This window comes from Staphylococcus sp. SM3655 (genome assembly GCF_016917315.1).
GTDB classification, from domain to species: domain Bacteria; phylum Bacillota; class Bacilli; order Staphylococcales; family Staphylococcaceae; genus Staphylococcus; species Staphylococcus aureus.
Window position 1 is genome coordinate 1071897 of the sequence record NZ_CP070305.1, and the last position, 26310, is coordinate 1098206.

Consider the following 26310-nt stretch of genomic DNA (forward strand, 5'->3'; position numbering starts at 1 on the left):
AATGTCCTTGATATGAAGGCGTAATTTTAGTTGAAGATTCGATCTCATAATTCATAAAGAAGAACCCTGACAAAGATAGATATCTTTGCTAGGGTTCTAATTATGTTGAAGTGTTATGCGACATGTTGCTTTTTAATCATTTTAAAGTAAATGATTTGTAGACTGACTAATAGAATGGCTGTAATGAAGATAATAATCATATATGGTGATGTATTAAATTCGCCTTTTAAGCCAACTAATGGTGCAACAGCGCCACCTAAGATAAATTGGAATAAGCCAAGTAAACTTGATGCGTTACCACTGCCACCTGTTCGTTCTTCCATAGCCATTGTGAAACCAAGCGGTCCAATTGACGTCACAGGACACACATTTAAGAAGAATGCGATGAGTAAGACCCAAAGTGGTAAATGGAATGTAAGTGTCAGGATAATTAAAGCAACACCTACCACTTGTATAATAGTTAAAATGATTAATAATATGTGGCGATGTAATTTTTCTACTAATAAAGCAACGACTTGACTGACAATGATTAAACCTACACCGTTAACAGCAAACATGATACTAAATTGTTGGGGTGTCATATTATACAATTTTTGAGTAATAAATGGCGATGCAGATGAATAACTAAATAGCATTACATAAGTTAAACCTTGTAATAGCATTGGAATAATAAACGCTGGTTTTTTCAATAGACTTCCAAAGTCTTTAATGACGCTACTAAAATTCACCTGCTTTAATTCATCTTTAGATGTTTTAGGTAATTGAGAAGCGACGCCAATTAAAATGATGAGTGCCACAATAGTTAAAATTGTGAAAATAGAACGCCATGTTGCTACGGATAAAGCTAATCCACCAGCTAATGGTGCAAGAATAGTGATGATGCCATTTACTACCATTAAAGATGCTAAAAATTTAGCGAGTGCGTTGCCACTAAATTTATCACCAGCAGAGGCTTTGGCAATCACGATGACGCCACCACCAGTTAAACCTTGAATAAATCGTAAAGTTAAGAATAATGGCAATTGATCAACAAACATAGACAAACCTGATACCAAAATGAAAATGATCAAAATGGATACAGCAATCCGTTTGCGACCAAAAGCATCGGATAAAGGTCCAAAGATAAATTGGCCTAGTGCAAGACCAATCATTGTGAATGATAATGTTAATTGAATTTCTGATGTAGTAGAACCAAAATCACCTTGCACTTTAGGTAATGATGGTACGTACATATCTATAGTTAGTGGGCCAAAAGCGGTCATGACGCCTAACGTAATTAGCAATAAAAATGAAAAATGCTTCGTTTTGGTTTTCGTTGATTGCATGATCAGACTCCTTTAAATGATATAATTATATAAATTATATACGTTTTGTGTGTATTTGTATGTAGTTAGAATACAAGTTTATATAAAAAATCCCTATACTCTTAATGCATCATCACGAATAACGTAGTGATACAGATAAAGTATAGGGAATTAATGTTTATCATCAAAGCAGGTGTAATAATTAATTAGCGCCACCATTGTCATCTTTAAATAAGCTTTCTAATTTAGATTTAATACTGTCGAATTTTGTATTAATATCATTTAACATGCTTTCAATTTTACCTTGGCTTGCATTGTTTTTAAGTGCATTATTTGCCTCTGTCAATTTGTTGATTTGGTCTTGATAAAATTGAGTTAGCTTAGAATCAGCTTTGTTTTGTTCTTGCTGCTTCAAGTTGTCGATTTGATTTTGTAAATTTTTAATAATGTCATCAGTTTTTTGGTTGTTTTTAATATTTTCTTTAGCATTATCAACTTGCTGGTTAATTTGGCCGTCTTGATTTTCAACTTGTTTTTTATAATTTTGAGAGACTTTAGGGTCATTACTAACTTTATCGCTATCATTGTTAAGTAAGGCGCGTGTGACAAAAATAGCGACAATAATTAAGAGAATGGCAATAATGATATATAACCATTTTTTTGAACGGCGGGATTTCTCGTTTTCTTCTTCAAGAATTTGTTCTCTTCGATAATCTCTACCATTATAGTATCGTTCCGGGTGTTCTTCAGGATCGCCTTTAGCATATTGTTGTCTATACGATGCGTCTTCAGATTGACGACGATGATTTTGGTTTTGATTGTCGTATTGATATGAATCACGGTATTTATCAGTTCTTTTCATGGGTTTCACCTCATTCAAGTTTTAACTGCAAATAATAAAGCTGATGATTTACTTTGACATTATTGTAATTTCAGAATACGAGCAATGTCAGTTGCAGTGTTTAATAAATTTTGTTCGCTATTTTGTAGGACATCTTCTAAAGTGCTAGGTGAAGAGATTATAGAATAGGCACTATCAATACCGAAATCGTAAACATGTTGATAATTTTCGCCTAGACTGCCACAAATCGCGATGACAGGAATATGATATTGTTTTGCAGCTAACGCAACGCCTACGGGTGTTTTACCAAAGATGGTCTGATAATCCATGCGTCCTTCTCCAGTAATAACGAGGTCTGCATCTTTAATTCTTTGATGAAAATCTGTAATGTCAAAGACGACATCAATACCTTTTGTTAAAGTTGTCTCACAAAACGCTAATAATGCTGCGCCCATACCGCCAGCTGCACCAGAACCTGGTATTTGATTAACGGACTTTCCTGTGCACATTTTTATCTTATCATGATAATGCGACATTGCGAAATCCAACTTTGGTATCATCTTTGCATCAGCGCCTTTTTGAGGACCATAAATATAGGTAGCACCATTTTCACCCAATAAAGGATTTGAAACATCACAGGCCACTTTAAAGGTCACCTCTTTTAATCGCGAATCTAGATTGGTTATATCGATTTGTGCAATGTGAGCAAGATTAGCACCATTCATTTGTAATAAGTCCCCGTTTACATCAGTAAACTTTACGCCTAGTGCACTTAGCATACCTGTACCACCGTCATTTGTTGCACTGCCACCAATCCCTAAAATAATGGTCTTAGCACCATGATTTAATGCATCTTTAATTAGTTCACCGGTACCATATGATGATGTGTATAAAGGATTACGTTCCTCTTTTTCTAATAAATCCAAACCTGACGCTGCCGCCATTTCAATAATTGCAATTTGTTGTTCGTCTGCGCGTGCATAACATGCTTCAATAGGTCGCATTAAAGGGTCATTAACGATGACTGTATACTTAGTGGCACCTGTTGCATGCATTAAAGCATCTGTGGTACCTTCACCACCATCAGCCATCGGAATGATATCATAATGAAGGGTATTCCCATAAACATTAGTAAAAGCCTGTTTTATAATATTGCCAACTTGCTGTGCGGTCATACTTTCCTTAAATGAGTCAGGAGCGATGACAATTTTTTGTAATTGCATAGTAGACATCCTCTCATTACTGTTGTCGCTCTTATTGTATATAAAATTACTAGTGAACTAAAGTAATCTCTATAGTGCTAATGAGTCACGCGATAAATCAGTTACATTATAATGGCGTATAAGGATGAGGGGAAAGAGACTAAATTTGCTGTGAAAGGGTATAAAGATTGAAATAAGCATATTTGAAGTGAAGAGGATTGGCACGCAAGTTCGAGAACGTAGTTATGCATATATTTTGATGTTGAGGAGTTACACATATGAAACTAACACAAACGCATGCTGAAATTTTAAAATTTATCATTGTTGGCGGCATTAATACGTTAAATTATTATGTTGTCTATTTATTGCTGTTAAAATTATTACACATTGAATATATGATTAGTCATATTACCGGATTTCTAGTCGCTTTTGTGATTTCGTATTATTTGAATTGTTATTTTGTTTACAGGGTAAAACCTACTTGGAGAAAATTCATTAGTTTTCCAATTACGCAGATTGTCAACGTAAGCTTACAAACAGTTTTATTATATGTTTTTGTATCCTGGCTAAATTTGCCAGCGGAAATTGCGCCATTTGCAGGTTTAGTGATTACGATACCCATCACATTTGTATTATCTAAATGGATTTTAAAAGATAGTAATTAAAGTAGCGTAAACCACTAAAAAACGCTTTACTCAAACTTTAATATTGCGTGAAATATAATAAATAAATGATATAATATAATGGTCGCCTAACATCTCGGGCGTTACTTTAACGCAGAGAGGAGGTGTATGACGGATGTTCAATTTATTAATTGACATCATGACTTCAGCTTTAAGCGGCTGTCTTGTTGCGTTTTTTGCACATTGGTTACGAACGCGCAACAATAAAAAAGGTGACAAATAACCAACACCTAAATACATCCCCTCACTATGGCAGTAGTGAGGGGATTTGGTGTATTTAGATGTTCAATTTATTATGTAATTAATTATAGCATTGATGAACAAGGTGTGCAATGTATTTTTGTAATATTACAATAAATGAATTTAATTATATTAGAATTAAGTATTTCGAAAAATGATTTAATAGTTGAGTCATAGGATCATTAGATAAAGCGAATAATCAATTATAGGGACATTGGGATACAAATCAATGTACTAGACTCTACAAGGCTATACTCAGGGACCCAACATAGAGAAATTGGATCCACAGTTTCTACAGACAATGCAAGTTGGCGGGGCCCTAACACAGTAGCTGGCGGAAAGTCAGCTTACAATAATGTGCAAGTTGGCGGAGTCCCAACATAGAGTTTTACTCATGTATTCCTATTTTTAAGTACATATTAGCTGTGGCTAAGGATAAAGAATCATTACATAATAAATCATTAGTGGCTCTTTATCATTTCTGCCCCATAACCTTGTGAATTTTTAAAAGAAATGTGTCACAAATCCACGCGACATTGATAATCGTTATCAACTAATATATGATGTACTTGTAATAAGTATTAATTTTTAACAAATAACAAATTTATATTATGTATATCATCCAGTGAAATAAATAATATAAGCGGCTTAATTTAGATTATTAATTGAAAGGAGTTACATATACGATGAACAATCAGACAAATTGGATAAAGATACTCAGCGGATTTGCTTCTGATAGTAAATGGAAAATTATGTTATCAATTTTGTTGTCTATCATCAGTGTCTTTTCTGGATTAGTTCCATATTGGGCAGTCTTTAAAATTATTTTAATGATGATTAACAATGCATATACGATTAATTCGATTATGGTTTATATCTTTATTGCTTTAATCGCTTATATTTCACAAGTGTGTTGTTTTGGAGCGTCAACGATGCTATCACATATTACGGCATATGAAATTTTATCTGAAATTCGTAAAAAATTAGCTCAAAAATTAATGCGTCTCCCTTTAGGCGTAGTGGAATCTAAGAAAATAGGTGAATTAAAAAATATATTTGTCGATAAGGTTGAAACAATAGAATTACCTTTAGCACATATGATTCCTGAAGTTATAGGAAACTTACTTTTGTCAGCTGCTATCTTTTTATACATAATGCTCATTGATTGGCGTATGGCTAGTGCCTTATTAGTAACGATACCAATTTCAATTTTCGCTTTTAAAAAAGTTATGTCTGGATTTAATGAGACATATGCTGAACAAATGAAATCGAATAATTATATGAATAGCGCGATTGTAGAGTTTATCGAAGGCATTGAGGTAATTAAAACATTTAATCAATCTCAAAGTTCATATAAAAAATATAAAGATGCAGTAGATAATTATAAGATTCACACTTTGAATTGGTTTAAAAATACATGGGGGTATATGAATTTAGGAGCTAGTGTATTACCTTCAACATTTTTAGGGATTTTACCGGTCGGCATGTATTTGATATCTATCAACCAATTAAACTATGCGGAATTTTTCCTATGCATCGTATTATCTTTAGGTGTAGTAGCACCGATTAAGAATTTTACTAATTATGTAAATCATTTAAAGTCTATACAATACGCATTAACTGAAGTGAATCAAATATTAAGTCTAGAAGAGTTAGTATTGTCAACAAAATTTAAGAAGCCTCAACATTATGAAATTGCTTTTAATAATGTTGGATTTTCATATAACAAAGATAAGGACGATCTGGTCTTTAAGCATTTATCATTTACAGTACCAGAAAATAATTTCACAGCTATCGTCGGGGCATCTGGTAGCGGTAAGTCAACCATTGCCAAGCTTATATCACGATACTGGGATGTGACTTCAGGTGAAATTACGATTGGCGGTATAAATATAAAAGATATTGAATCGAAACAACTTAACGATTTAGTTGGTTTTGTTGGACAAGATAACTTTTTATTAAATCTTACTTTTAAAGAAAATATTAAACTTGGCAATCCAGAAGCTACGGATGAGGCAGTTGAAAAAGCTGCCAAGTTAGCACAATGTCATGAATTTATTGAAAAGTTGCCAGATGGATATGATACGAATGTTGGTACAGTGGGAGATGAATTGTCTGGTGGTGAAAAACAACGAGTCACTATTGCAAGAATGATATTAAAAGATGCGCCTATCATTGTATTAGATGAAGCGACTGCTTACGTTGATCCAGACAACGAACAAAAAATTCAAGAAGCATTAAATGTGTTGACGCAGGATAAAACATTGATTGTTATTGCACATCGGTTATCTACGATTCAACATGCAGATCAAATTATTGTTTTAGGTAAACAACAAATTTTAGAAAAAGGGTCACATCACTTATTGCTAAAATTAAACGGTAATTATAAGAAAATGTGGGATACGCACATGCATACAAAAGATTGGGGAATCAATACTGGACATAATTAAACTAATGAGAAAAGGAGGTCAAATATGTTTCAAATTACATTTAAAATTTTAAACTGGATAAGACCATATAAAGCAAGAATGATTTTAGGATTTAGCATGTCATTTTTAAATGCTATTTTTATTGCGTTACCTATCTTTTTAGCTGCAAAAATATTTAATAATGTGCTATCTCATAAACCTATTTATATGAAAGATATATTGAATGTTGTAATTATCATGGTTTTATTAGTGATTGGACGATTTATTACAGCATATTTCAAAAGCAAAAGCCATGAGAGCATCGCTTATGAAATGAGTGCGAAAGAACGTTTAGATATAGGGGATAAATTGAAAAATGTAAGGTTAGGTTATTTTAATTCGCATCATTCAAATGAGTTAACAACAATAGTAACAACAGATTTAACCTTTTTAGAAAACTTTGCTATGAAAATGGTGGACGTTGTTGTTAATGGATACATATTAATTACAGTACTCATATTGTCTCTACTTGTAGTTTCGTGGCAAGTATCATTATTAGCATGCATTGGCGTATTACTATCATTTTTTGCGATTCAATTATTAGAAAGAAAGAGTCGACAAAATGCGCCAGCGTATCATAATGTACAAAACCAATTAGTGGAAAAGGTATTGGAGGTTATTCGTGGTATTCAAGTAATAAAATCATTCGCGAAAGAAAATACGAGTCTTAAAAGTTTTAACCAAGCAGTCAATGAAAGTAAACGTATAAATACAAAAATAGAAATGCAATATATCCCATTCAATTTATTGCATTTACTTAGTTTAAAAGTTGTTTCAATAATGATTGTATTAGTTGCATGCTTATTATATATGAATCATAGTATTGATTTACCTACCCTTATTATGATTTCAATTTTTTCATTTGTGATATTTGATAGTGTTGAAAATATTAATAGTGCTGCACACGTACTTGAAATGATAGATATGACGATAGATGATATTGAAAAGATAAAAAATGCTCCAGAACTGGATGAGAATGGAAAAAATTTGACGATTAAAAATGAAAATATCGCTTTTCAAAACGTGAATTTTTCATATGATGATAAACAAGTGATAAAGAATGTGAATTTTGAGATACCTACACAAACATCAACAGCAATAATTGGACCTTCAGGAAGTGGGAAATCTACATTATGTCACTTACTCTTGCGCTTTTATGATATCGATGATGGAAATATTCGCATCGATGGTGTTGATATTAAAGATATGACATTAAGTACGTTAATGTCGAAAATTAGTGCAGTATTTCAAAAGGTGTATTTATTTAATGATACGATTGAAAATAACATATTGTTTGGCAATCCAGGTGCAACGAAAGAAGAAATTATTCGTGCAGCGAAGCAAGCATGTTGCCACGACTTCATCATGTCATTACCTGAGGGATATCAAACAATGCTAAATGAAAAAGGTAGTAATTTATCTGGCGGAGAAAAGCAAAGGATTTCTATTGCTAGGGCGATATTAAAAGATGCACCAATAATTATTTTAGATGAAGCAACTGCAAGTATTGACCCTGAAAATGAACAGCTGATTCAAACGGCAATTAATGAATTAAGTAAAGGCAAAACAGTAATTACAATTGCACATAAACTTGAAACTATTAAAAATGCAGATCAGATTATAGTGCTCAATGAAGGTGAAATAATTCAAAAAGGTAGTCATGATGAATTAATTCGAAAACCAGGAATGTATCAAGACTTTATAAGAATAAAAAGTAAATCAGCAGGCTGGAAATTATAAATAATAGTTTAATATGGAATCAGAATTTGGAAATAAAAAGGGTGATAGATAATCAACAGCAAAATAAATCCCCTCACTAGGGCAATAGTGAGGGGATTTGGTGTATTTAGATGTTCAATTTATTATGTAACTAATTATAGCATTGATGAACAAGGCGCTCAACGTAATATTACAATTAATGGATTGTTTCACAAGATGGTAAAGCTAGGATGTCTTTTTATTAAGAAATAATGCAATTATTAATTTTAACTGACATATTTTATCGAATCGCTGTTTATATCTGCCCGAATTCCTTAAGAAGTCTTAGTCATTTCAATAGCAAGGTCAAAATTTTGCCAAAATTTATAGTTATACTGAGAAGTTTAAATTCATGTTTTCTTGAAAAACATGCGCCTTAAATGTAAACTTATTAATTATAAAAGTTTACATTCGGATTGAGGTGCTTATTTTTTATGAGGATTTTTATTACAAGTACGAATACTGATGTAGGCAAAACCTATGTTACAAAGCATTTATACCATGCTTTGAAAACACGTGGTCATCGAGTTTGTATTTTTAAACCATTTCAAACTGAGGAACGCCAAGACGGGACATTTCCAGATTTAGAAGTATTTAAAAATGAATGTGATTTAAGCTATGACATAACGTCACTTTATACTTTTAAGCAACCTGTATCACCACACCTTGCATTTAAAATGACAGATCAAATTTTTCTAAATAAGCAGCGTGTATTAGATAAGGTAAAAGTTTTAGATAAGGAATTTGATTTTATCTTAATTGAGGGTGCTGGGGGAATTGCCGTACCAATATATGAAGGTACAGATGATTTCTACATGACTAAAGATTTAATCAATGATTGTGCAGATTGTGTTATCAGTGTGTTGCCATCAAAATTAGGTGCTATTAGCGATGCCATTGTTCACCAAGATTATGTTAATCAGAATGTATCGGCGAGTAATTTTTTAATAATGAATCGCTATACAGACAGCTATATTGAAAAAGACAATCAAATTACGATTGGAAAATTAACAAATAAAACAGTCTATACATTTGAAGAACATGCCACGTATGAAAATTTCTCAGAAGCATTTTTAAAACAATTAATAGGAGTTAAAAATGAATTACACACAACAACTTAAACAAAAAGACTCAGAATATGTTTGGCATCCATTTACACAAATGGGTGTATATAGCAAAGAAGAAGCAATCATCATTGAAAAAGGAAAGGGTAGTTACCTTTACGATACGAATGGCAATAAATATTTAGATGGTTATGCATCGTTGTGGGTCAATGTGCATGGTCATAATAACAAATACTTGAATAAGGTAATTAAAAAGCAACTCAATAAAATTGCCCATTCTACGCTACTAGGATCATCAAATATTCCGTCAATAGAACTTGCGGAAAAATTAATCGAAATCACGCCAAGTAATCTAAGAAAAGTATTTTATTCTGATACAGGCAGTGCGTCTGTTGAAATCGCAATAAAGATGGCATATCAGTATTGGAAAAATATTGATAGAGAAAAATATGCCAAGAAAAACAAGTTTATAACGCTAAATCACGGTTATCATGGGGATACGATTGGTGCGGTAAGTGTTGGTGGTATCAAGACCTTTCATAAAATATTTAAAGACTTAATATTTGAGAATATTCAAGTAGAAAGCCCATCTTTCTATCGCAGTAATTACGATACTGAAAATGAAATGATGACAGCTATTTTAACGAATATAGAGCAAATTCTAATTGAAAGAAATGATGAAATCGCAGGGTTTATATTGGAACCGTTGATTCAAGGTGCGACAGGCTTGTTTGTTCATCCTAAAGGCTTTTTGAAAGAAGTCGAGAAATTGTGCAAAAAATACGATGTCTTATTAATTTGTGATGAGGTAGCAGTTGGTTTTGGGAGAACTGGAAAGATGTTTGCATGCAATCATGAAGATGTTCAACCGGATATTATGTGTTTAGGTAAGGCGATTACTGGTGGCTACTTACCACTTGCAGCTACATTGACATCTCAAAAAATATACAATGCATTTTTAAGTGATTCGCATGGTGTGAATACCTTTTTCCATGGTCATACATACACCGGAAATCAAATCGTTTGTACGGTTGCATTAGAAAATATAAGACTTTATGAAAAACGTAAGTTATTGTCACATATTGAAACGACATCATCAACACTTGAGAAACAGTTACATGCGCTGAAGCGTCATCGAAATGTTGGTGATGTAAGAGGACGAGGCTTAATGTTTGGAGTTGAATTAGTTACAGATAAAGATAGTAAAACGCCGTTAGAAATTGAAAAAGTTGAACGTATTGTACGTAATTGTAAAGAAAACGGGCTAATGATTAGAAATTTAGAAAATGTCATTACGTTTGTGCCAGTGTTAAGTATGTCAAATAAAGAAGTGAAAACGATGGTACGTATTTTTAAAAAGGCAGTACATAACATTTTAGATAGGAAGTGTTAATATGAATTTGGCTAAACGCATATTACAAGGGGAACAATTAACAAAAGAGACTGTATTGAAAATTTATGAGGATACTAATATTGATACCTTAGATTTATTAAATGAGGCGTACATTTTAAGAAAACATTATTTTGGTAAAAAAGTAAAATTAAACATGATTTTAAATGCTAAAAGTGGTATATGTCCTGAAAATTGTGGGTACTGTGGACAATCACGAGATATTAAACAAAAACAGCGATATGCTTTAATTCCAGAGGAAAAAATTATCGATGGAGCAAAGGTGGCACATGATAATCATATTGGAACATATTGTATTGTTATGAGTGGTAGAGGACCGAGCGATAAAGAAGTTGATCATATTAGTAATACTGTAAGAACGATTAAATCTCAACACCCGCAACTAAAAATCTGTGCATGTTTAGGATTAACGAATGACGAACAAGCTAAGAAACTTAAGTCAGCTGGTGTAGACAGATATAACCACAATATTAATACAAGTGAAAATTACCATGATAACGTCGTGACAACGCATAGTTATAAAGATAGAACAGATACGATAGAACTAATGAAAGCGAATAATATATCACCATGTTCTGGCGTGATTTGTGGTATGGGAGAATCTAATCAAGATATTGTTGATATGGCATTTGCTTTAAAAGAAATGGATGCCGACAGTATTCCGATTAATTTTTTGCATCCAATCAAAGGTACAAAGTTTGGAAGCATGGATGATTTAACACCAATGAAATGTTTAAGAATCGTAGCATTATTCCGATTAATCAATCCTACGAAAGAAATTCGTATTGCTGGAGGAAGAGAGGTCAACTTACGTTCGTTACAGCCATTAGCATTAAAAGCGGCGAATTCAATATTTGTCGGTGATTATCTAATTACTGGTGGGCAACCGAACCAATTAGACTACGATATGATTAATGATTTGGGCTTTGAAATTGATTATGACACTTGTGAAAATAAGGAAAACAAGAATGATGTTTCAAGAGCAAATTGATTTATTACAACAGAAAGGGTTATATCGGTCGCTTAAATCGGTAGGGTATATAGATAGACAGTATATTGAAGTAGAAAATAAGAGATGTACGAACTATACATCTAATGATTATTTAGGATTAGGTCAAATAGCGTTTGATAAGGATGATTTCGAAAGATTTATGCGGAAGTATAGTTATCACTTATCAAGTTCAAGATTAATTAGTGGAAGTTCGACAGCTTATGAAGAAATTGAAACAATGTTAGCAGGTTGGCTCGGATATAGTGCATGTACTATCTTAAATAGTGGTTATGATGCTAATTTGGCGTTATTTAATATTTTCAAAAATACAAATTGTGTCGTGTTTTCAGATCAAGAAAATCATGCGAGTATTATTGACGGTATTAAGTTAAGTGGTTTAGAAAAAGTGATATATAAGCATTTAGATATTGCTGATTTAGAAAAAAGGTTAGAGAAATACCCTAATCAAAATATACCAAAAATAATCATATCTGATAGTGTATTTTCAACGAATGGCGACGTTGTGGATATTGGTCAATTAGTCTCATTAAAGCATAAATATAACGCAACACTGATACTCGATGTTTCACATAGTTTTGGAATAGAGAATTACTCGAATTATCAAGGTGTAGATATACTCACTTCTAGTTTATCTAAAGCATGTGGTGCATACGGGGGTGTGATTTTAAGTTCAAATGATGTGAAGGATATGTTAATTAATCACGGTAGACCACTCATCTACTCAAGTAGTTTGCCAATTTATAATTTGTATTTTATAAAAAGAAACATTGAAAAGTTAATAAATGCTGATGATAGACGCACTAAATTAAATAGTTTGAGTAAATATTTTAACCAAAAGTTAAAAGCACTCAATGTTAATTATAATAGTTCAAACTCGCCGATTAAGTTTATTGAGTTTGATGACATAGAAGCGGCTGAGAACATTCATCAAACATTATTAAAGCATCATGTGTTTACAAGTTATTTAAGGTATCCAACTGTGACTAAGCCAATGTTAAGAATATCATTGTCGTATTTTCATACTGAACAAGATATAGATAGGTTGTTTGAAATTTTGCATCAAGAAGATTGAGGTGATCGTCATGTATAGTATAAAAATGCGTTCTAGCAATCAAGATGTTCATATTAGTGGTGCTGAAACGATTTGTGAGTTTGACAAAATAGAACAGACGGTACAAAGGTTTTATAATAAAGGTTTTTTTCATGAAAATGGGCAACCGGATTTTCTCAATATAAAAATACAAAAAATCATGGAACCGATTCAACAAATAAAAGCATTACAAATTATTGAGGATGATAAAGCAAATCTCCAACATTTAACACAAGAATGTGGTGTCACTGAACAAGCGCTAAATCAAGGGATGACATATATTAAAAATGAAACGGTTTATACAGGAGCTATTATTCTATCTGCTATATCTGGTAAACGTTTAGATTCATTTGGACAAAGGGGGATTAGGGCAACACATTTTTCGTTTGAAGATATAAATAATAAAGGTGATCTTAATGAAAGAGTGACTGATGCCTTAGCAATTGCTAGTTGTATCAATGCGCATCCGTATGTCAAAGGAGAACTTTGCGTGTCCGATGACTTAACGTATACGACAGGTTATTTTGCCTCTGCTAAAATTGGTTACCATCGATTGTTTGATATTAAACCAGTTAATACGAGATATGGAGGCAGAATAATATTTGTGGACGATTGTATTGATTTAAATCATTACATATCATTTTTAGAAAGCACACCGAAGCAAGTTGTTTATGAAACGGTATAGGGGTTTTAGTATGACATCAAAAGATATTACTCAAATTAGTGTCATTGCTGCGATTTTAACCATTTTGGCAGTTTTGAAAATACCGTCCATTATACCAGGATTAGATTTTCAATTATCTGCACCGGCAGCATTATTGATATTAGCTTTCTTTGGAATTAAAAAGTACTTTTTAGGTGGATTATTATCTAGCCTATTATTACTAGTATTTGGCGTATTTAATCCAATTAATGTGATTATCTCTATTATATTTAGAGTTATAGCTATTGCAGTTGTTTATTTATTGAAAATAAATGTACTATCATTAGTTTTAGCAAGTGTATTAGGCAGTTTGGTATCTAGGCTACTATTATCTATTATTTTAAATTTACCTGTGTGGGTAGTGTTGTTAAACGCGATTCCAGGCGTAATATTCACTTTAATTGTAGCTATTCCTTTATATCTCACATTGAGAAAAAGAATGGCAGTCTTACTAAGATAATAAATCAAAACACGGTCGTCACAATTACTGTTGGCGACCGTGTTTTACTAGCTATTTATTGTTTTCAGTTTCTTTTGTATCTAACAATTTCACTTTGTGATTTTCCCAATCAATTTCATATGTTGATTTAAATGTTCTAGTTTTAAAGTTTTTATAATTTGCGCCTGCCCAGTAGAAGCCATTCCAACGAATTTGGTATAAATCCATTTCACGTTGATAAGTTACTGTAATTTTAGATTTTTTAGCGCCATCTTGTCTGTGTGATAGTACGCTTAAAAATTCTGGATTGAAGTTACTTCTAGATAATAATGGCATTTGGTGTTGCGCTATGAAGTTTTGGCCAGCGTATGCACTGCTTTGTCTGCCAGCTAAGAAGAGTTCATTACCATATGTTGGGTGGAAGCTATCTCTTCCATAAGGTCCCCAACCATTATTCATAATTTTATGTGCTTCAACTCCCCAGCCAACATTTTTATAATTTGTGTTGCGACTTAATGTTGTTCTGTAACTTTCTTGTTTATAATTAATTGTTTCAGAAAAAGCTGTATTTCCATTAAGTCCACCAGATAAACCATTAGAGATACTAATGTCACCACCAAATGTATAGCCTAAAGTATTTTGAACTTGAAACTCTTCATTTTGATTTTTTGGTGCATAATCAACGACGTTTACTGAATCATTAGATTGTGAGCTTATAGATACATTGTATTTAGCTCCCCAATATAATTTTGAAAAGTCATAGTCATTAGGATTAGGTTTCACAAAGCCTGAGTTAATATTCCCAGTAGCTTTAAGTACTAAAGTATCTTTATCATAACTTTTATCTTTGATGAAATTAAATGTTAAAATCTGTGAAATTTTAAATTTATCAGAATCTGCTGTGGCTGTTGTTTTGTATAAAGTAACTTTGTCATCGACTTTTTTTACGCTGACTGGTGTTATTTTACCTTCAGCATTAGCAGTACCAGAAAGTAATAATAATGCCATAGATGTAGCAACGGATGATTTGACTAATTTATTCATTTTCATATCAATTCTGTCCTTTCACCTTGATTTCATGAGTCTTCCAATTGACCTCGTATTTCACAGTATAGTTTCTATTTACAAATGCATTATGGACTCTATGTCCGTCTAAATAACTGTTGCCATAATGCGTTGATCTTTTAATGGCATGAGTGACATCCATGTTTCTTCCGTAAGTAATTTCAAATTCGCTTGTATCGCTTGAACCTTTTTCATGAGATACTGTGGCGATAAATGAAGGGTTAAATCCACTTTGTACAAGAGGTGGTAACTCACTGTCTGGAACGAAATAATCTCTAGGATCTTTACTATGAGGTTTGTAGCCTACAAATAAATCGCTATCAAAGGCTGATTTTTGACCTGATTCAGTGGCGAATGAATTCGCTTTGACGCCCCATAAAACACTTTTTGAGTTTTGTTGTTCTACTTCACTTACATAATTTTGTTGTGTATAGCTAATCGATTTAGAATAGTTAAATGATCCATTACCACCGAGTGATGGGGCTGATTGGAAATTACCACCGATATTGTATCCTAATGTCTGACTCACGTTTGTAGATTCAATTTTATTTTTAGGTAAATAATTAATTAAAGAAACATATTTATCATTTGTTTTTAAACCAATATTATATTGGAATGGCCATCGCATAGCTTTAACATGATTAGTTTTTTTATAGTTGTAATATGTTGTTCTAGAGCTAATGAATCCTTGCATCTTTAATATCAAAGCATCTTTGTTATATTTTTTATCCTTCACAAAATCAAATTGAATATTTTGAGTCACGCCCCATTTATTACTTGTTTTATCTTCTGTCCTTTTGATAATTTCTATATCGCTTCCTTTACCGATGTCTTCAGTATCGTTGGCAGCTTTAGCATTTTCTAATAACGGATTGGCAAGAGGGGCAAGTAAGCTCACAGATAAAGTTGTAGTTAATATTTTATTTTTAAGCATAAGTTTCACTTTCTTTCTATAATTTTATTTAACTTAATTAAATAATAATATATTTTGGGCGTTATTATAATTAACTGTTCATTAACAATTGACCATTATCAACTTTTTTTACAATTAAGTTAAAAATGCCATAATTCCGTTCAATTTAACCTTTTTTGTTTGGAATGCTAAAAGCTAATTTTGTGAGAAATATAGTTAATAAAACCTTGGTATTGTTAACAGTTGTAAACAATTTAAGGTAACCGATTGCACGAATGTCTTGCTTTTATTTTTAATTAATGTTTGTAAAATACAAATTGTTCTTTTTACGATTTTTGATGAATCCATCTAAAAGTTAATTATTTATTAACTTGAGAATATTTATTTAAGCTTTCAACTTAAATGGATTCATTTGTATTATTTGTGTATCTACTATGGTGTGATACTTTGTTCTTATAAAAATCAGTTGTTATTATTAAATTTAATATACGATAAATTAATTTAATGTTATGAGGCTGATTCAATATGTTAAAAAATCCTGAGACAAGTATGAAGTGTCCCAGGATTTTATAAAATGATTGAACTGTTTACTTAGGTGTGATGCTTTTAATTTTTACTTCATGTGTTTTCCAGTTCACTTCATATTTAACTGTAACGTTTCGGTTTTTAAAAGCATCATGTTTTCTATCAACGGCTAAACGATGTCTTGTCACGTAAGCATATGTAGCATCCATGTTTCTGCCGTAAGTGATTTCAAACTCGCTTTTATCACCTTTACCTCTTTCGTGTGACAATGTTGTAATAAATGATGGATTAAAGCCACTTTGAATTAAAGGAGGTAATTGATTATCTGGGACGAAATAGTCTCTTGCTGCTGGACCAGTTGGGTCTTGTGCAAATAAGTATTGATCATATGCAGATACTTGACCATTCGGTGTAACGAATGAATTTGCTTTCACTCCCCATTTAACACCTTTAGAGTTCTGACTTTCTACTTCAGTAACATAGTTTTTTTGATTATAACTAATTGTTTTAGAGTAGTTGAATGAGCCACTGCCTCCGATTGATGGCGCTGATTGGAAGTTTCCGCCGATATTATAGCCTAATTTCTGACTAACATCTGCTGAATCAATTTTATTTTTAGGAAGATAATTGATTAAATCAACATTAGAGTCTTTCGTTTTCAAACTGATATTATATTGAAATGGCCATATCATTCTTTTAATATATGGATATTTTTTTAAGTCTGAATATGTTGTTCTAGAGCTGATGAAGCCTTGCATCTTAACAACTAGGGCATCTTTGTTATATTTTTTATCTTTTACAAAATCAAATTGAATGTTTTGAGTTATAGCTAATCGTTTGCTAGTAATGTCTTGTGTTCTTTTGATGATTTCTGCACCTTGGCCGATATCTTCTATCTTATTTTCTGCTTTAGAAATTTCTATAAATGGATTGGCTAAAGGGGCTATTAAACCAACTGCTAAAGTTGCTGTTAATATTTTATTTTTAATCATAGAAATCACTTTCTTTCTATTTAATTTTAAGTTCATATATATAATAATCTATTTGTAAGCGTTTTCGAATTAACTGTTCGTTAAAAGTTAATTACTATCAACATGTATTGAAGAGACATTTTTATCATTGTTAAATGATGTTTTTGCATTATGTTATGTTTAAAAGATTTATTGGTCGCAGGCGTTTATATAGCTACATAACTATGTTTTGCAAGTCTTATTCTATTGGATTGTTGTTTAATTATGGTGCTTGTAGTGGAAGAGGAATGGATTGCGCAACAGTTTGTGAAAATTTGAAGTTAATAAAGTTGAGCTGATTCAACTAAATGATGAACTATTCGTTAACGATGTAAGGATTATTTAACAAGTCGCAGATAAAAAAGTGGGCTGACAAATAGCGAAGAAACATTTAATTGATGGATAATGAAAAAAGAACCGTAGATTCGATTGAGAATCTACGGTTCTTTTTAATCACGGTTTATTACGAAAATTATTTAAAAAATGATGTAAAACTAGAGAAGATACTTTTGATTGATTATTTCCAGAATGATTTGAATATGCCTGTTAAAGCGTTTTTGAAAGTTGTTGCTGTTTCTTGAGCTTTAATAGCTGTTTTTACTAATTCTGGTTTTTGGTAAAATGCGTATAACACTTTACCAGTGTTGATTGACTCAGTTACATAGTTTCTTACTTGTGCATATGATTTAGCCAAATTCCCGCTTTCTTTGCTCACTTCAAGAGGTTTAATGTATGAACCATAACCACTACCGATTGTTGTTAAAACTGTTTGGTCAATTAAACCTTTATATTGGTAATATTTATTATAGTAGTACTTTGCTGTATCATATTTTTCTTTATAGCTTTTATAAGTATCTGTTAAATACTTGTAACCATAGTTAAATGAATCTTTTAATGATTGGTAGTAACCTAATAATTTAGATTGAGGAACCTCAACTTTTGGTGATTGGATTTGAGGGACTTCAACTTTTGGTGATTCTGCTTTAGGTTTTTCAATTTGTGGTGATTGAATTTGAGGAGCCTCAACTTTTGGCGCCACTTTCTTTTCAGCATCTTTTTGAGCTACTAATGCGTCTAATTGTTTCTGTAAATGCTCTTTTACATCCATAGGTGCTTTGTTAACTTCACGTTGTGCTAAACGTCTGTTTTCAATTGAATCTTTTACATTTAATTTTGAGATTGCATCATTTGCTGATTTCACACGCTCATCATGACGAACGATTGCTTTTTCAATTGAAACTTTTTCTACAAAGCGGTTATTTTTATCACGTAAATCTTTAGGTAATTTTGAGTTAGCTTCATATGCTGCTGATTTATCGTGTGGTGCTTTGTTATCTTGGAAATCTTTAATTGCTTTATCCGCATTTTCAATATTTTGACGTTCTTTAGCTTTAGAAGATTGTACTGATTCTACCCAAACTTGTTGGCTTCTATCAGGGTTTTCTTTAATTTGTGCAATGTAATTATTTTTTTCTTGTTCAGTTAAGTTATCATTTTTAAGAACATTGTAAAAAGCGTTTTGTTGTGCAACACGTCGGTCTGGGTTCTTGCTGTCTTTAAGTGATTCAGAGAATACTTCTTGTGCACGTTCTGGGTGTTCGCGTAATGTTTTGATGTATTGGTTACGTTGTTCTTCTGTGATACCTTTTAGATGTAATACTTGATAAAAAGCTTTTTGTTGATCTGTTACGTAGTTGTTTTGAGTTGTTTGGTGCTTAGTTGAAGTTTGTTGCGTGTTTTCACTCGCTTTTGCTTCCCCATTTGAAATCATTGTAGCTAAAGTAATTGTTGCTGCCCCAACTAGCAACTTCGAGATATATTTATTTTTCATGTGTATTCCCTTTCTTTTTACATATTAAATTTATTGTATGCTTTTAGAATTTATCACATGAGAATACAAATGGAAATTAACTAATTATTAACTAATGTTAACTAATAGATTAACTAGTGTTAACTATGTAAAAAAGCGTTTAATTCAGAACATTCAGCGTATTTTAAGTAAGGAAGTACTATATGGAGAAATGCAATAGTTTGCTAATAAATAGAGGAGAAAATTGTCTTTCGAAGAGAGTTTGGTAGAGTAGAAATCTCATTTAATTTGTCACTGATGCACTTTTTCTTCTATATAATTAGGTCATGACATTAGATAGCTTCGCAACTAATGCATAGGGTCCCAATATAGAAACTTTCGAGACGAAAGTTAACAAGCAGGAAGGGTTGGGCACCTTTCTAACAAATAAATTTGAAGAAGACGAAGGAACGCAGTTGGACGTAAGACGTCAACTGCATAAGCCTTTCTAGCTCGTAAAATTCGTAGAAAGGCTAAAAATTATTTTTAGGGGTTGCGAATGAATAAATTAGTTTAATTTTATAAAAATTTATAAAAATTAAAAACGTTGTAAATTTAAAATAAATCATTCATAATATTGTTACTATACTAATTCAAGGTGGTTCAACGCATGTCTCATAATGAAAATCTTAAATTGGCGCAACGCGGTGCTTATTTGAGTTTAATTGTATATATAATCTTATCTATTGTTAAGTATGTCACGGGTTTTGTCTTTAACTCTGCAGCTGTAAGAGCCGACGCATTAAACAATATGACAGATATTATCGTTTCTTTAGCTGTTATTATTGGATTGAAAATTTCAATTAAACCTGCAGATCGAAATCATCCTTATGGCCATTTGAAGTCTGAAAATATTTCTTCATTATTGGTGTCATTTGTCATTATGTTTGTAGGTATCCAAGTAGTTATTCAAAATGCACCTCGTTTGTTCAAAGAAGATGACGTTGTACCTAACGCAATAACAATTATCGTCAGCTTAATCAGTGGTCTTGTAATGTTGATTGTATTTGCAGTCAATCAAAGACTAGCGAAAAGAACGAAAAGTAGTTCTTTAAATTCGGCTGCCAAAGATAATTTATCAGATAGTTTAGTCAGCATTGGAACAGCGATAGGATTAATTTTTACGCAAATCGGTTTCCCAATTGTCGATATTATTTTAGCAACATTACTAGGCTTACTAATCGTTTATACTGGTTTTGGTATTTTTAAAGAAGCAATTTTTATGTTGAGTGATGGTTTCAATGAAACTGAATTAGAAGCGTATCGCAATGATATTTTAGAAGTTGATGAAGTACAAGAAGTTAAAAGTATTAAAGGGCGTTACCATGGAAGTAGTGTGTTTATTGATGTCACAATTGTTGTAGATGCTAACCTTTCCTTAGTAGAAGCGCATCAAATTTGTGACAATGTCGAACATCATTTGCACAAAAAAGGTATTTCCTCAGTATACGTTCACCCAGAACCAGACCATCTATAATGTATTTAAACGTCTTCATAGATATATAAATATCTGAGTAGGCGTTTTTATTACATTTATTTTTAGGTGCACCTAAAAATATTTTTTAAACCTTAGAAAAATGGCGAACAAAGGTGTATAATATGATTTGTTATTAGGTGGTTATTGATTCATTTATGAATTAAAAAATGAAAATGGGGAATAGGATTTATGTATTTAATGTCTAGTGATAATTGATTTAATCATTGAATTTTAAAATATATTGAAAAGAAAATTACTAAGATTAAATCATCTTAAAATATCCCTGAAATAACGTCCTAAAGATTAAAGGAAAGAGGTTATAAGTTATGCCAAAATTAATTTTATGTCGTCATGGACAAAGCGAGTGGAATGCTAAAAACTTATTTACTGGATGGGAAGATGTTAATTTATCTGAACAAGGTATTAATGAAGCGACTAGAGCAGGTGAAAAAGTAAGAGAAAATAACATTGCCATCGATGTAGCTTTTACATCGTTATTAACACGTGCTTTAGATACAACGCATTATATTTTAACTGAATCTAAACAACAATGGATTCCTGTATATAAAAGCTGGCGTTTAAATGAACGCCACTATGGTGGATTGCAAGGCTTAAATAAAGATGATGCTAGAAAAGAATTTGGAGAAGAACAAGTACATATTTGGCGTCGTTCTTATGATGTGAAACCACCTGCTGAAACCGAAGAACAACGTGAAGCTTACTTAGCTGATCGTCGATATAATCATTTAGATAAACGTATGATGCCTTATTCTGAAAGTCTGAAAGATACTTTAGTTCGAGTGATACCATTTTGGACAGATCATATTTCACAATATTTGCTAGATGGTCAAACGGTATTAGTTTCTGCACACGGAAATTCAATTCGCGCATTGATTAAATATCTTGAAGATGTGTCAGATGAAGATATCATTAATTATGAAATTAAAACAGGTGCACCGCTTGTTTATGAATTAACGGATGATTTAGAAGTTATAGATAAATACTACTTATAAAAAAAGAGCTGCATGTACACAAGGAGTGAGTGTATATGCAGCTCTTAAATATGTGAAGTAATGTAAGGAAATAGTTAAGTATAGAGTTTATATTAACGAGCTAGGGATACTCGAAAATATAGTTAGACATACAATATAGTCAAATTAAAACAATTATTTCGCTCTTTTATGTTGCTTAATAATCTTTAAAGCACGCTTTCTTGTTTTAATGTTAGGGCTATTTAAATTACGACGAGCAGTCTGTAAATCTAATTTCATCTCTATCCCTCCTTGCAAATATATTATGACCGATAACTACTCATATGTAAATAGTAATGATTACGTTTTAAAGAAATTGTAATAAAGTCGTGCTAATTTTTTTGAAAATGGGTATAATTACCGGATATCTAAAAATGAGTGTTGTTTTTTAGATGGTGAGGGGGAAGCTTTAAATGTCGAAGAAACAAAAATTAACGATGATTATTACTATGCTGATGGGTGGATTTTTTGGATTATTAAATGAAACACTATTAGTGACGGCTTTACCAAGTATTATGAAAGATTTTGAAATTTCATATACACAAGTTCAATGGTTGACAACAGCTTTTTTATTGACTAATGGGATTGTTATTCCTTTGTCCGCGCTTGTTATACAACGTTATACAACAAGACAAGTGTTTTTAGTGGGTATTTCTATCTTTTTCTTAGGTACATTACTCGGCGGCTTGAGTCCGCACTTTGCAACATTATTAGTTGCTAGAATTATTCAGGCGTTAGGCGCAGGTATTATGATGCCATTGATGATGACAACGATTTTGGATGTTTTCCAACCGCATGAACGCGGTAAATATATGGGGATATTTGGTTTGGTAATTGGTTTAGCACCAGCTATTGGACCTACTCTTTCAGGTTACCTTGTTGAATATTTTAACTGGAGATCGCTTTTCCATGTTGTCGCTCCAATTGCAGCTGTGACATTTTTAATTGGATTTAAAACGATAAAAAATGTTGGAACTACAATTAAAGTACCTATTGATTTTATTTCTGTCATTTTTTCTGTACTAGGTTTCGGCGGGTTATTGTATGGAACGAGTTCAATTTCAGAAAAAGGTTTTGATAATCCTATCGTATTAGTATCTATGATTGGAGGCGTTGTTTTAGTCGCATTATTTGTATTACGTCAATATCGGCTATCAACACCATTATTAAATTTTGCTGTATTTAAAAATAAACAATTTACAGTTGGTATCATTATTATGGGTGTCACAATGGTATCGATGATTGGTTCGGAAACGATTTTACCTATCTTTGTGCAAAATTTATTGCATCGTTCAGCTTTAGATTCTGGGTTAACTTTATTACCAGGAGCAATTGTTATGGCATTTATGTCGATGACTTCGGGTGCTTTATATGAAAAGTTTGGTCCTAGAAAGCTTGCTTTAGTAGGTATGGCGATTGTTGTTATTACTACGGCTTATTTTGTTGTAATGGATGAACAAACATCAACAATCATGTTGGCAACAGTTTATGCGATTCGAATGGTTGGTATCGCGTTAGGATTAATTCCAGTAATGACCCATACGATGAATCAATTAAAGCCAGAAATGAATGCACATGGTTCATCTATGACAAACACAGTACAACAAATTGCTGGTTCTATCGGAACAGCTGCATTAATTACTATTTTATCCCATGCAAGCAAAAACTTTTCTCCAACTATGTCAGACTATAATGGCATGAACAAAATTGATATGATGAATCAAATTAAAGTTGATACGATGTTGCATGGTTATCACGCTGGATTTTTATTTGCATTATTGATTACAGTTGTTAGTTTCTTTTGTTCATTTATGTTACAAGGTAAGAAAAAAGAAGTTGATTCTCGTCAATAAATATAAGTTGCTAGCTATATAAAGCTTTTTAGCAAAAGTTCAACATATTGACTTATCCGGCATTTCAGATTAAAATATTTTTATTCCGATTAGAATAATAAGAATAAGGAGATATATTCTATGAAAAGACTTTTATTTGTGATGATAGCTTTCGTTTTCATATTGGCTGCATGTGGAAACAATTCGTCAAAAGACAAGGAAGCTAATAAAGATAGCAAGACAATTAATGTTGGTACTGAGGGGACTTATGCACCATTTAGTTTCCATGATAAAGATGGTAAATTAACTGGTTACGATATTGATGTTATTAAAGCAGTGGCTAAAGAAGAAGGTTTAAAACTTAAATTTAATGAAACTTCTTGGGATTCTATGTTTGCAGGTTTAGACGCAGGGCGTTTTGATGTAATCGCGAACCAAGTGGGTATAAATCCTGATAGAGAAAAGAAATATAAATTTTCTAAGCCTTACACATTCTCAAGTGCTGTTTTAGTTATTCGTGAAAATGAAAAAGATATTAAAGATTTTGATGATGTTAAAGGTAAGAAGTTAGCACAAACATTCACATCTAATTATGGTAAATTAGCTAAGGATAAAGGTGCTGATATTACAAAAGTTGATGGCTTTAACCAATCAATGGATTTATTATTGTCTAAGCGTGTTGATGGTACATTTAATGATAGTCTGTCATACTTGGATTATAAAAAACAAAAACCTAATGCTAAGATCAAAGCAATCAAAGGTAATGCTGAACAAAGTAGATCTGCATTTGCATTTTCTAAAAAAGCAGATGATGAAACAGTTCAAAAATTCAATGATGGCTTGAAAAAAATCGAGGAAAACGGTGAATTAGCTAAAATAGGTAAGAAATGGTTTGGTCAAGATGTTTCTAAATCTAAATAGCGAACAACAACATGCGCTAGATGCTGCAAAACAAGCTTTCGGACCTATGCTAGAAGGTTTGGTCAAATATTCAATTCCTATTACATTAGTTACATTTGTTTTAGGATTGATTATTGCATTATTTACAGCATTAATGCGAATTTCAACGAGTAAAATTTTAAGAAGTATTTCACGTGTCTATGTATCTATTATTCGAGGAACACCAATGATAGTACAATTATTTATCATATTTTATGGTATTCCAGAATTAGGTAGATTATTAACAAATGACGCTGACAACCAATGGACATTGGCACCTGTAGTGGCTGCTATTATTGGTTTATCATTAAATGTAGGTGCGTATGCTTCGGAAATTATTCGTGGCGGTATTATTTCTATACCGAAAGGACAAACAGAAGCTGCATATTCCATCGGTATGACGTATGGTCAAACGATACAACGTATCATTTTACCGCAGGCAATTCGAGTGTCGATTCCTGCACTAGGTAATACATTTTTAAGTTTAATCAAAGATACATCATTATTAGGATTTATTTTAGTGGCTGAAATGTTTAGAAAAGCTCAAGAAGTTGCGTCTACAACATATGAATATTTAACAATTTATGTGTTAGTTGCGCTAATGTACTGGGTGGTATGCTTTATTATTTCAATTATCCAAGGTATCTATGAATCTTATATTGAAAGAGGGTATCGCTCATGATTCAATTGAACAATATCCATAAATCATTTAATGATGTTGAAGTCATCAAAGGTATTGATTTATCTGTTGAACAAGGTGAGGTTGTAACCTTAATCGGTCGATCTGGTTCAGGTAAAACAACATTGTTACGTATGATTAATGCATTAGAAATTCCAACTGAAGGTACAGTTTATGTTAACGGCAAAACATATACATCTAAAGATAAAAAATCACAAATAGAAGTTCGTAAACAGTCTGGTATGGTATTTCAAAGTTATAACCTTTTTCCGCATAAGACGGCATTAGAAAATGTAATGGAAGGTCTTATCACAGTTAAAAAGTTGAAAAAGGATGAGGCACGTGGGAAATCACTTGAGTTACTTGAGAAAGTTGGTTTAACACATGTCAAAGATCAACGTCCACATGCATTATCAGGTGGTCAACAACAACGTGTTGCTATTGCAAGAGCACTAGCAATGAACCCTAAAGTGATGTTGTTTGATGAACCAACATCTGCACTTGATCCTGAACTTGTGAATGATGTTTTAAAGGTTATTAAAGATTTGGCTAATGAAGGCATGACAATGGTCATTGTGACACATGAAATGCGTTTTGCTAAAGAAGTATCTAATAACATTGTATTTATTCATGAAGGCATGATCGGAGAACAAGGGGCTCCAGAAGAGATGTTCAATCGTCCGAAAACAGAAGAATTAAGACGTTTCTTAAATGTTATAAATGAAGAATAATCAAATAGAACCACGTATCATGTTTTAGTATGGCGATGAAGCCA

General features: G+C 32.1%; 26 protein-coding genes. 18 read left to right on the forward strand and 8 right to left on the reverse strand.

Annotated elements, in window-relative coordinates:
• Window positions 1–113 precede the first annotated feature (113 nt).
• From JQN76_RS05185 to JQN76_RS05195, 3 genes are all read right to left on the reverse strand, one after another.
• Window positions 114–1325, reverse strand: coding sequence for a putative multidrug effflux MFS transporter TcaB (locus tag JQN76_RS05185; RefSeq protein WP_001192075.1), 1212 nt, complete (start codon window positions 1323–1325; stop codon window positions 114–116).
• A 181-nt stretch (window positions 1326–1506) separates the two neighbouring features.
• Window positions 1507–2166, reverse strand: a complete 660-nt coding sequence (locus JQN76_RS05190; protein WP_000831298.1) for a membrane protein — start codon at window positions 2164–2166, stop codon at window positions 1507–1509.
• Window positions 2167–2225: 59 nt separating this feature from the next.
• Window positions 2226–3368, reverse strand: a complete 1143-nt coding sequence (locus JQN76_RS05195) for a glycerate kinase (RefSeq protein ID WP_001176863.1) — start codon at window positions 3366–3368, stop codon at window positions 2226–2228.
• 257 nt (window positions 3369–3625) lie between these two features.
• Here JQN76_RS05195 and gtxA point away from each other — a divergent pair, with 257 nt between their 5' ends.
• From gtxA to JQN76_RS05250, 11 genes are all read left to right on the forward strand, one after another.
• A complete protein-coding gene (gtxA, locus tag JQN76_RS05200) occupies window positions 3626–4012 on the forward strand; it encodes a flippase GtxA (RefSeq protein ID WP_000779360.1) in 387 nt (128 codons plus the stop codon).
• Window positions 4013–4145: 133 nt separating this feature from the next.
• Complete coding sequence (locus JQN76_RS05205; protein ID WP_000482647.1) at window positions 4146–4253, forward strand: type I toxin-antitoxin system Fst family toxin; 108 nt, start codon at window positions 4146–4148, stop codon at window positions 4251–4253.
• Between the two features lie 703 nt (window positions 4254–4956).
• Entirely contained in the window at window positions 4957–6720 is a 1764-nt protein-coding gene (locus tag JQN76_RS05210) for an ABC transporter ATP-binding protein (protein WP_001064814.1), read from the forward strand.
• A 24-nt stretch (window positions 6721–6744) separates the two neighbouring features.
• Window positions 6745–8478 carry an ABC transporter ATP-binding protein gene (locus tag JQN76_RS05215; RefSeq protein WP_000486494.1) on the forward strand — a complete coding sequence of 578 codons (1734 nt, stop codon included), beginning with the start codon at window positions 6745–6747 and terminating at the stop codon, window positions 8476–8478.
• 230 nt (window positions 8479–8708) lie between these two features.
• The gene (locus JQN76_RS05220) at window positions 8709–8876 is read left to right on the forward strand and encodes a hypothetical protein (RefSeq protein ID WP_001790576.1); all 168 of its coding nucleotides are present in this window, start codon (window positions 8709–8711) and stop codon (window positions 8874–8876) included.
• Window positions 8877–8930: 54 nt separating this feature from the next.
• Window positions 8931–9617 (forward strand): dethiobiotin synthase, encoded by a 687-nt coding sequence (gene bioD, locus JQN76_RS05225; RefSeq protein ID WP_001217916.1) that lies wholly within the window; start codon window positions 8931–8933, stop codon window positions 9615–9617.
• Window positions 9595–10953, forward strand: coding sequence for an adenosylmethionine--8-amino-7-oxononanoate transaminase (gene bioA, locus JQN76_RS05230; protein ID WP_001110071.1), 1359 nt, complete (start codon window positions 9595–9597; stop codon window positions 10951–10953). The genes bioD and bioA overlap by 23 nt, the downstream gene beginning before the upstream one ends.
• A gap of 1 nt (window position 10954) precedes the next feature.
• A complete protein-coding gene (bioB, locus tag JQN76_RS05235) occupies window positions 10955–11962 on the forward strand; it encodes a biotin synthase BioB (RefSeq protein WP_001046640.1) in 1008 nt (335 codons plus the stop codon).
• Entirely contained in the window at window positions 11940–13055 is a 1116-nt protein-coding gene (locus tag JQN76_RS05240) for an aminotransferase class I/II-fold pyridoxal phosphate-dependent enzyme (RefSeq protein WP_000971550.1), read from the forward strand. Before bioB ends, JQN76_RS05240 begins: the two co-directional genes overlap by 23 nt.
• Window positions 13056–13065: 10 nt before the next feature.
• Window positions 13066–13758, forward strand: a complete 693-nt coding sequence (locus JQN76_RS05245; RefSeq protein ID WP_000286877.1) for a 6-carboxyhexanoate--CoA ligase — start codon at window positions 13066–13068, stop codon at window positions 13756–13758.
• 10 nt (window positions 13759–13768) lie between these two features.
• Window positions 13769–14236 (forward strand): QueT transporter family protein, encoded by a 468-nt coding sequence (locus JQN76_RS05250; RefSeq protein WP_000200948.1) that lies wholly within the window; start codon window positions 13769–13771, stop codon window positions 14234–14236.
• A gap of 51 nt (window positions 14237–14287) precedes the next feature.
• Here the strand turns inward: JQN76_RS05250 and hlgB are convergent, their stop codons facing one another.
• The 4 genes from hlgB to sbi form a co-directional block, all read right to left on the reverse strand.
• The gene (gene hlgB / locus JQN76_RS05255) at window positions 14288–15265 is read right to left on the reverse strand and encodes a bi-component gamma-hemolysin HlgAB/HlgCB subunit B (RefSeq protein ID WP_000783428.1); all 978 of its coding nucleotides are present in this window, start codon (window positions 15263–15265) and stop codon (window positions 14288–14290) included.
• 1 nt (window position 15266) lies between these two features.
• Window positions 15267–16214 carry a bi-component gamma-hemolysin HlgCB subunit C gene (gene hlgC, locus JQN76_RS05260; protein WP_000916713.1) on the reverse strand — a complete coding sequence of 316 codons (948 nt, stop codon included), beginning with the start codon at window positions 16212–16214 and terminating at the stop codon, window positions 15267–15269.
• 566 nt (window positions 16215–16780) lie between these two features.
• Window positions 16781–17710, reverse strand: coding sequence for a bi-component gamma-hemolysin HlgAB subunit A (gene hlgA / locus JQN76_RS05265; RefSeq protein ID WP_000594519.1), 930 nt, complete (start codon window positions 17708–17710; stop codon window positions 16781–16783).
• A gap of 535 nt (window positions 17711–18245) precedes the next feature.
• Window positions 18246–19559 (reverse strand): immunoglobulin-binding protein Sbi, encoded by a 1314-nt coding sequence (gene sbi / locus JQN76_RS05270; RefSeq protein WP_000792570.1) that lies wholly within the window; start codon window positions 19557–19559, stop codon window positions 18246–18248.
• 94 nt (window positions 19560–19653) lie between these two features.
• Between sbi and JQN76_RS05275 the strand changes: the two genes are divergently transcribed.
• From JQN76_RS05275 to JQN76_RS05285, 3 genes are all read left to right on the forward strand, one after another.
• Complete coding sequence (locus tag JQN76_RS05275) at window positions 19654–19758, forward strand: hypothetical protein (RefSeq protein ID WP_001789935.1); 105 nt, start codon at window positions 19654–19656, stop codon at window positions 19756–19758.
• Between the two features lie 429 nt (window positions 19759–20187).
• Entirely contained in the window at window positions 20188–21054 is an 867-nt protein-coding gene (locus JQN76_RS05280; protein ID WP_000019127.1) for a cation diffusion facilitator family transporter, read from the forward strand.
• 326 nt (window positions 21055–21380) lie between these two features.
• On the forward strand, window positions 21381–22067 hold the full coding sequence (locus tag JQN76_RS05285; RefSeq protein WP_001125208.1) for a 2,3-diphosphoglycerate-dependent phosphoglycerate mutase: 687 nt from the start codon (window positions 21381–21383) through the stop codon (window positions 22065–22067).
• 153 nt (window positions 22068–22220) lie between these two features.
• Here JQN76_RS05285 and JQN76_RS05290 read toward each other — a convergent pair whose 3' ends face one another.
• Complete coding sequence (locus JQN76_RS05290; protein ID WP_000762708.1) at window positions 22221–22325, reverse strand: putative metal homeostasis protein; 105 nt, start codon at window positions 22323–22325, stop codon at window positions 22221–22223.
• Window positions 22326–22498: 173 nt separating this feature from the next.
• On the opposite strand from JQN76_RS05290, the gene mdeA reads away from it, so the two are divergent.
• The 4 genes from mdeA to JQN76_RS05310 all read left to right on the forward strand — a co-directional run bounded on the left by mdeA (window position 22499) and on the right by JQN76_RS05310 (window position 26266).
• On the forward strand, window positions 22499–23938 hold the full coding sequence (gene mdeA, locus JQN76_RS05295; RefSeq protein ID WP_000038960.1) for a multidrug efflux MFS transporter MdeA: 1440 nt from the start codon (window positions 22499–22501) through the stop codon (window positions 23936–23938).
• Window positions 23939–24058: 120 nt separating this feature from the next.
• The gene (locus tag JQN76_RS05300) at window positions 24059–24838 is read left to right on the forward strand and encodes a transporter substrate-binding domain-containing protein (RefSeq protein WP_000825921.1); all 780 of its coding nucleotides are present in this window, start codon (window positions 24059–24061) and stop codon (window positions 24836–24838) included.
• Window positions 24819–25538 carry an amino acid ABC transporter permease gene (locus JQN76_RS05305; protein WP_000479576.1) on the forward strand — a complete coding sequence of 240 codons (720 nt, stop codon included), beginning with the start codon at window positions 24819–24821 and terminating at the stop codon, window positions 25536–25538. The genes JQN76_RS05300 and JQN76_RS05305 overlap by 20 nt, the downstream gene beginning before the upstream one ends.
• A complete protein-coding gene (locus JQN76_RS05310) occupies window positions 25535–26266 on the forward strand; it encodes an amino acid ABC transporter ATP-binding protein (RefSeq protein WP_000615461.1) in 732 nt (243 codons plus the stop codon). The genes JQN76_RS05305 and JQN76_RS05310 overlap by 4 nt, the downstream gene beginning before the upstream one ends.
• Window positions 26267–26310: the final 44 nt, after the last annotated feature.

Coding starts and splice junctions, on each gene's coding strand:
- JQN76_RS05185 (WP_001192075.1), bottom strand. CDS start 1,325: ATGCAATCAACGAAAACCAAAACGAAGCATTTTTCATTTTTATTGCTA.
- JQN76_RS05190 (WP_000831298.1), bottom strand. CDS start 2,166: ATGAAAAGAACTGATAAATACCGTGATTCATATCAATACGACAATCAA.
- JQN76_RS05195 (WP_001176863.1), bottom strand. CDS start 3,368: ATGCAATTACAAAAAATTGTCATCGCTCCTGACTCATTTAAGGAAAGT.
- gtxA (WP_000779360.1), top strand. CDS start 3,626: ATGAAACTAACACAAACGCATGCTGAAATTTTAAAATTTATCATTGTT.
- JQN76_RS05205 (WP_000482647.1), top strand. CDS start 4,146: ATGTTCAATTTATTAATTGACATCATGACTTCAGCTTTAAGCGGCTGT.
- JQN76_RS05210 (WP_001064814.1), top strand. CDS start 4,957: ATGAACAATCAGACAAATTGGATAAAGATACTCAGCGGATTTGCTTCT.
- JQN76_RS05215 (WP_000486494.1), top strand. CDS start 6,745: ATGTTTCAAATTACATTTAAAATTTTAAACTGGATAAGACCATATAAA.
- JQN76_RS05220 (WP_001790576.1), top strand. CDS start 8,709: ATGCAATTATTAATTTTAACTGACATATTTTATCGAATCGCTGTTTAT.
- bioD (WP_001217916.1), top strand. CDS start 8,931: ATGAGGATTTTTATTACAAGTACGAATACTGATGTAGGCAAAACCTAT.
- bioA (WP_001110071.1), top strand. CDS start 9,595: ATGAATTACACACAACAACTTAAACAAAAAGACTCAGAATATGTTTGG.
- bioB (WP_001046640.1), top strand. CDS start 10,955: ATGAATTTGGCTAAACGCATATTACAAGGGGAACAATTAACAAAAGAG.
- JQN76_RS05240 (WP_000971550.1), top strand. CDS start 11,940: ATGATGTTTCAAGAGCAAATTGATTTATTACAACAGAAAGGGTTATAT.
- JQN76_RS05245 (WP_000286877.1), top strand. CDS start 13,066: ATGTATAGTATAAAAATGCGTTCTAGCAATCAAGATGTTCATATTAGT.
- JQN76_RS05250 (WP_000200948.1), top strand. CDS start 13,769: ATGACATCAAAAGATATTACTCAAATTAGTGTCATTGCTGCGATTTTA.
- hlgB (WP_000783428.1), bottom strand. CDS start 15,265: ATGAAAATGAATAAATTAGTCAAATCATCCGTTGCTACATCTATGGCA.
- hlgC (WP_000916713.1), bottom strand. CDS start 16,214: ATGCTTAAAAATAAAATATTAACTACAACTTTATCTGTGAGCTTACTT.
- hlgA (WP_000594519.1), bottom strand. CDS start 17,710: ATGATTAAAAATAAAATATTAACAGCAACTTTAGCAGTTGGTTTAATA.
- sbi (WP_000792570.1), bottom strand. CDS start 19,559: ATGAAAAATAAATATATCTCGAAGTTGCTAGTTGGGGCAGCAACAATT.
- JQN76_RS05275 (WP_001789935.1), top strand. CDS start 19,654: ATGTTAACTAATAGATTAACTAGTGTTAACTATGTAAAAAAGCGTTTA.
- JQN76_RS05280 (WP_000019127.1), top strand. CDS start 20,188: ATGTCTCATAATGAAAATCTTAAATTGGCGCAACGCGGTGCTTATTTG.
- JQN76_RS05285 (WP_001125208.1), top strand. CDS start 21,381: ATGCCAAAATTAATTTTATGTCGTCATGGACAAAGCGAGTGGAATGCT.
- JQN76_RS05290 (WP_000762708.1), bottom strand. CDS start 22,325: ATGAAATTAGATTTACAGACTGCTCGTCGTAATTTAAATAGCCCTAAC.
- mdeA (WP_000038960.1), top strand. CDS start 22,499: ATGTCGAAGAAACAAAAATTAACGATGATTATTACTATGCTGATGGGT.
- JQN76_RS05300 (WP_000825921.1), top strand. CDS start 24,059: ATGAAAAGACTTTTATTTGTGATGATAGCTTTCGTTTTCATATTGGCT.
- JQN76_RS05305 (WP_000479576.1), top strand. CDS start 24,819: ATGTTTCTAAATCTAAATAGCGAACAACAACATGCGCTAGATGCTGCA.
- JQN76_RS05310 (WP_000615461.1), top strand. CDS start 25,535: ATGATTCAATTGAACAATATCCATAAATCATTTAATGATGTTGAAGTC.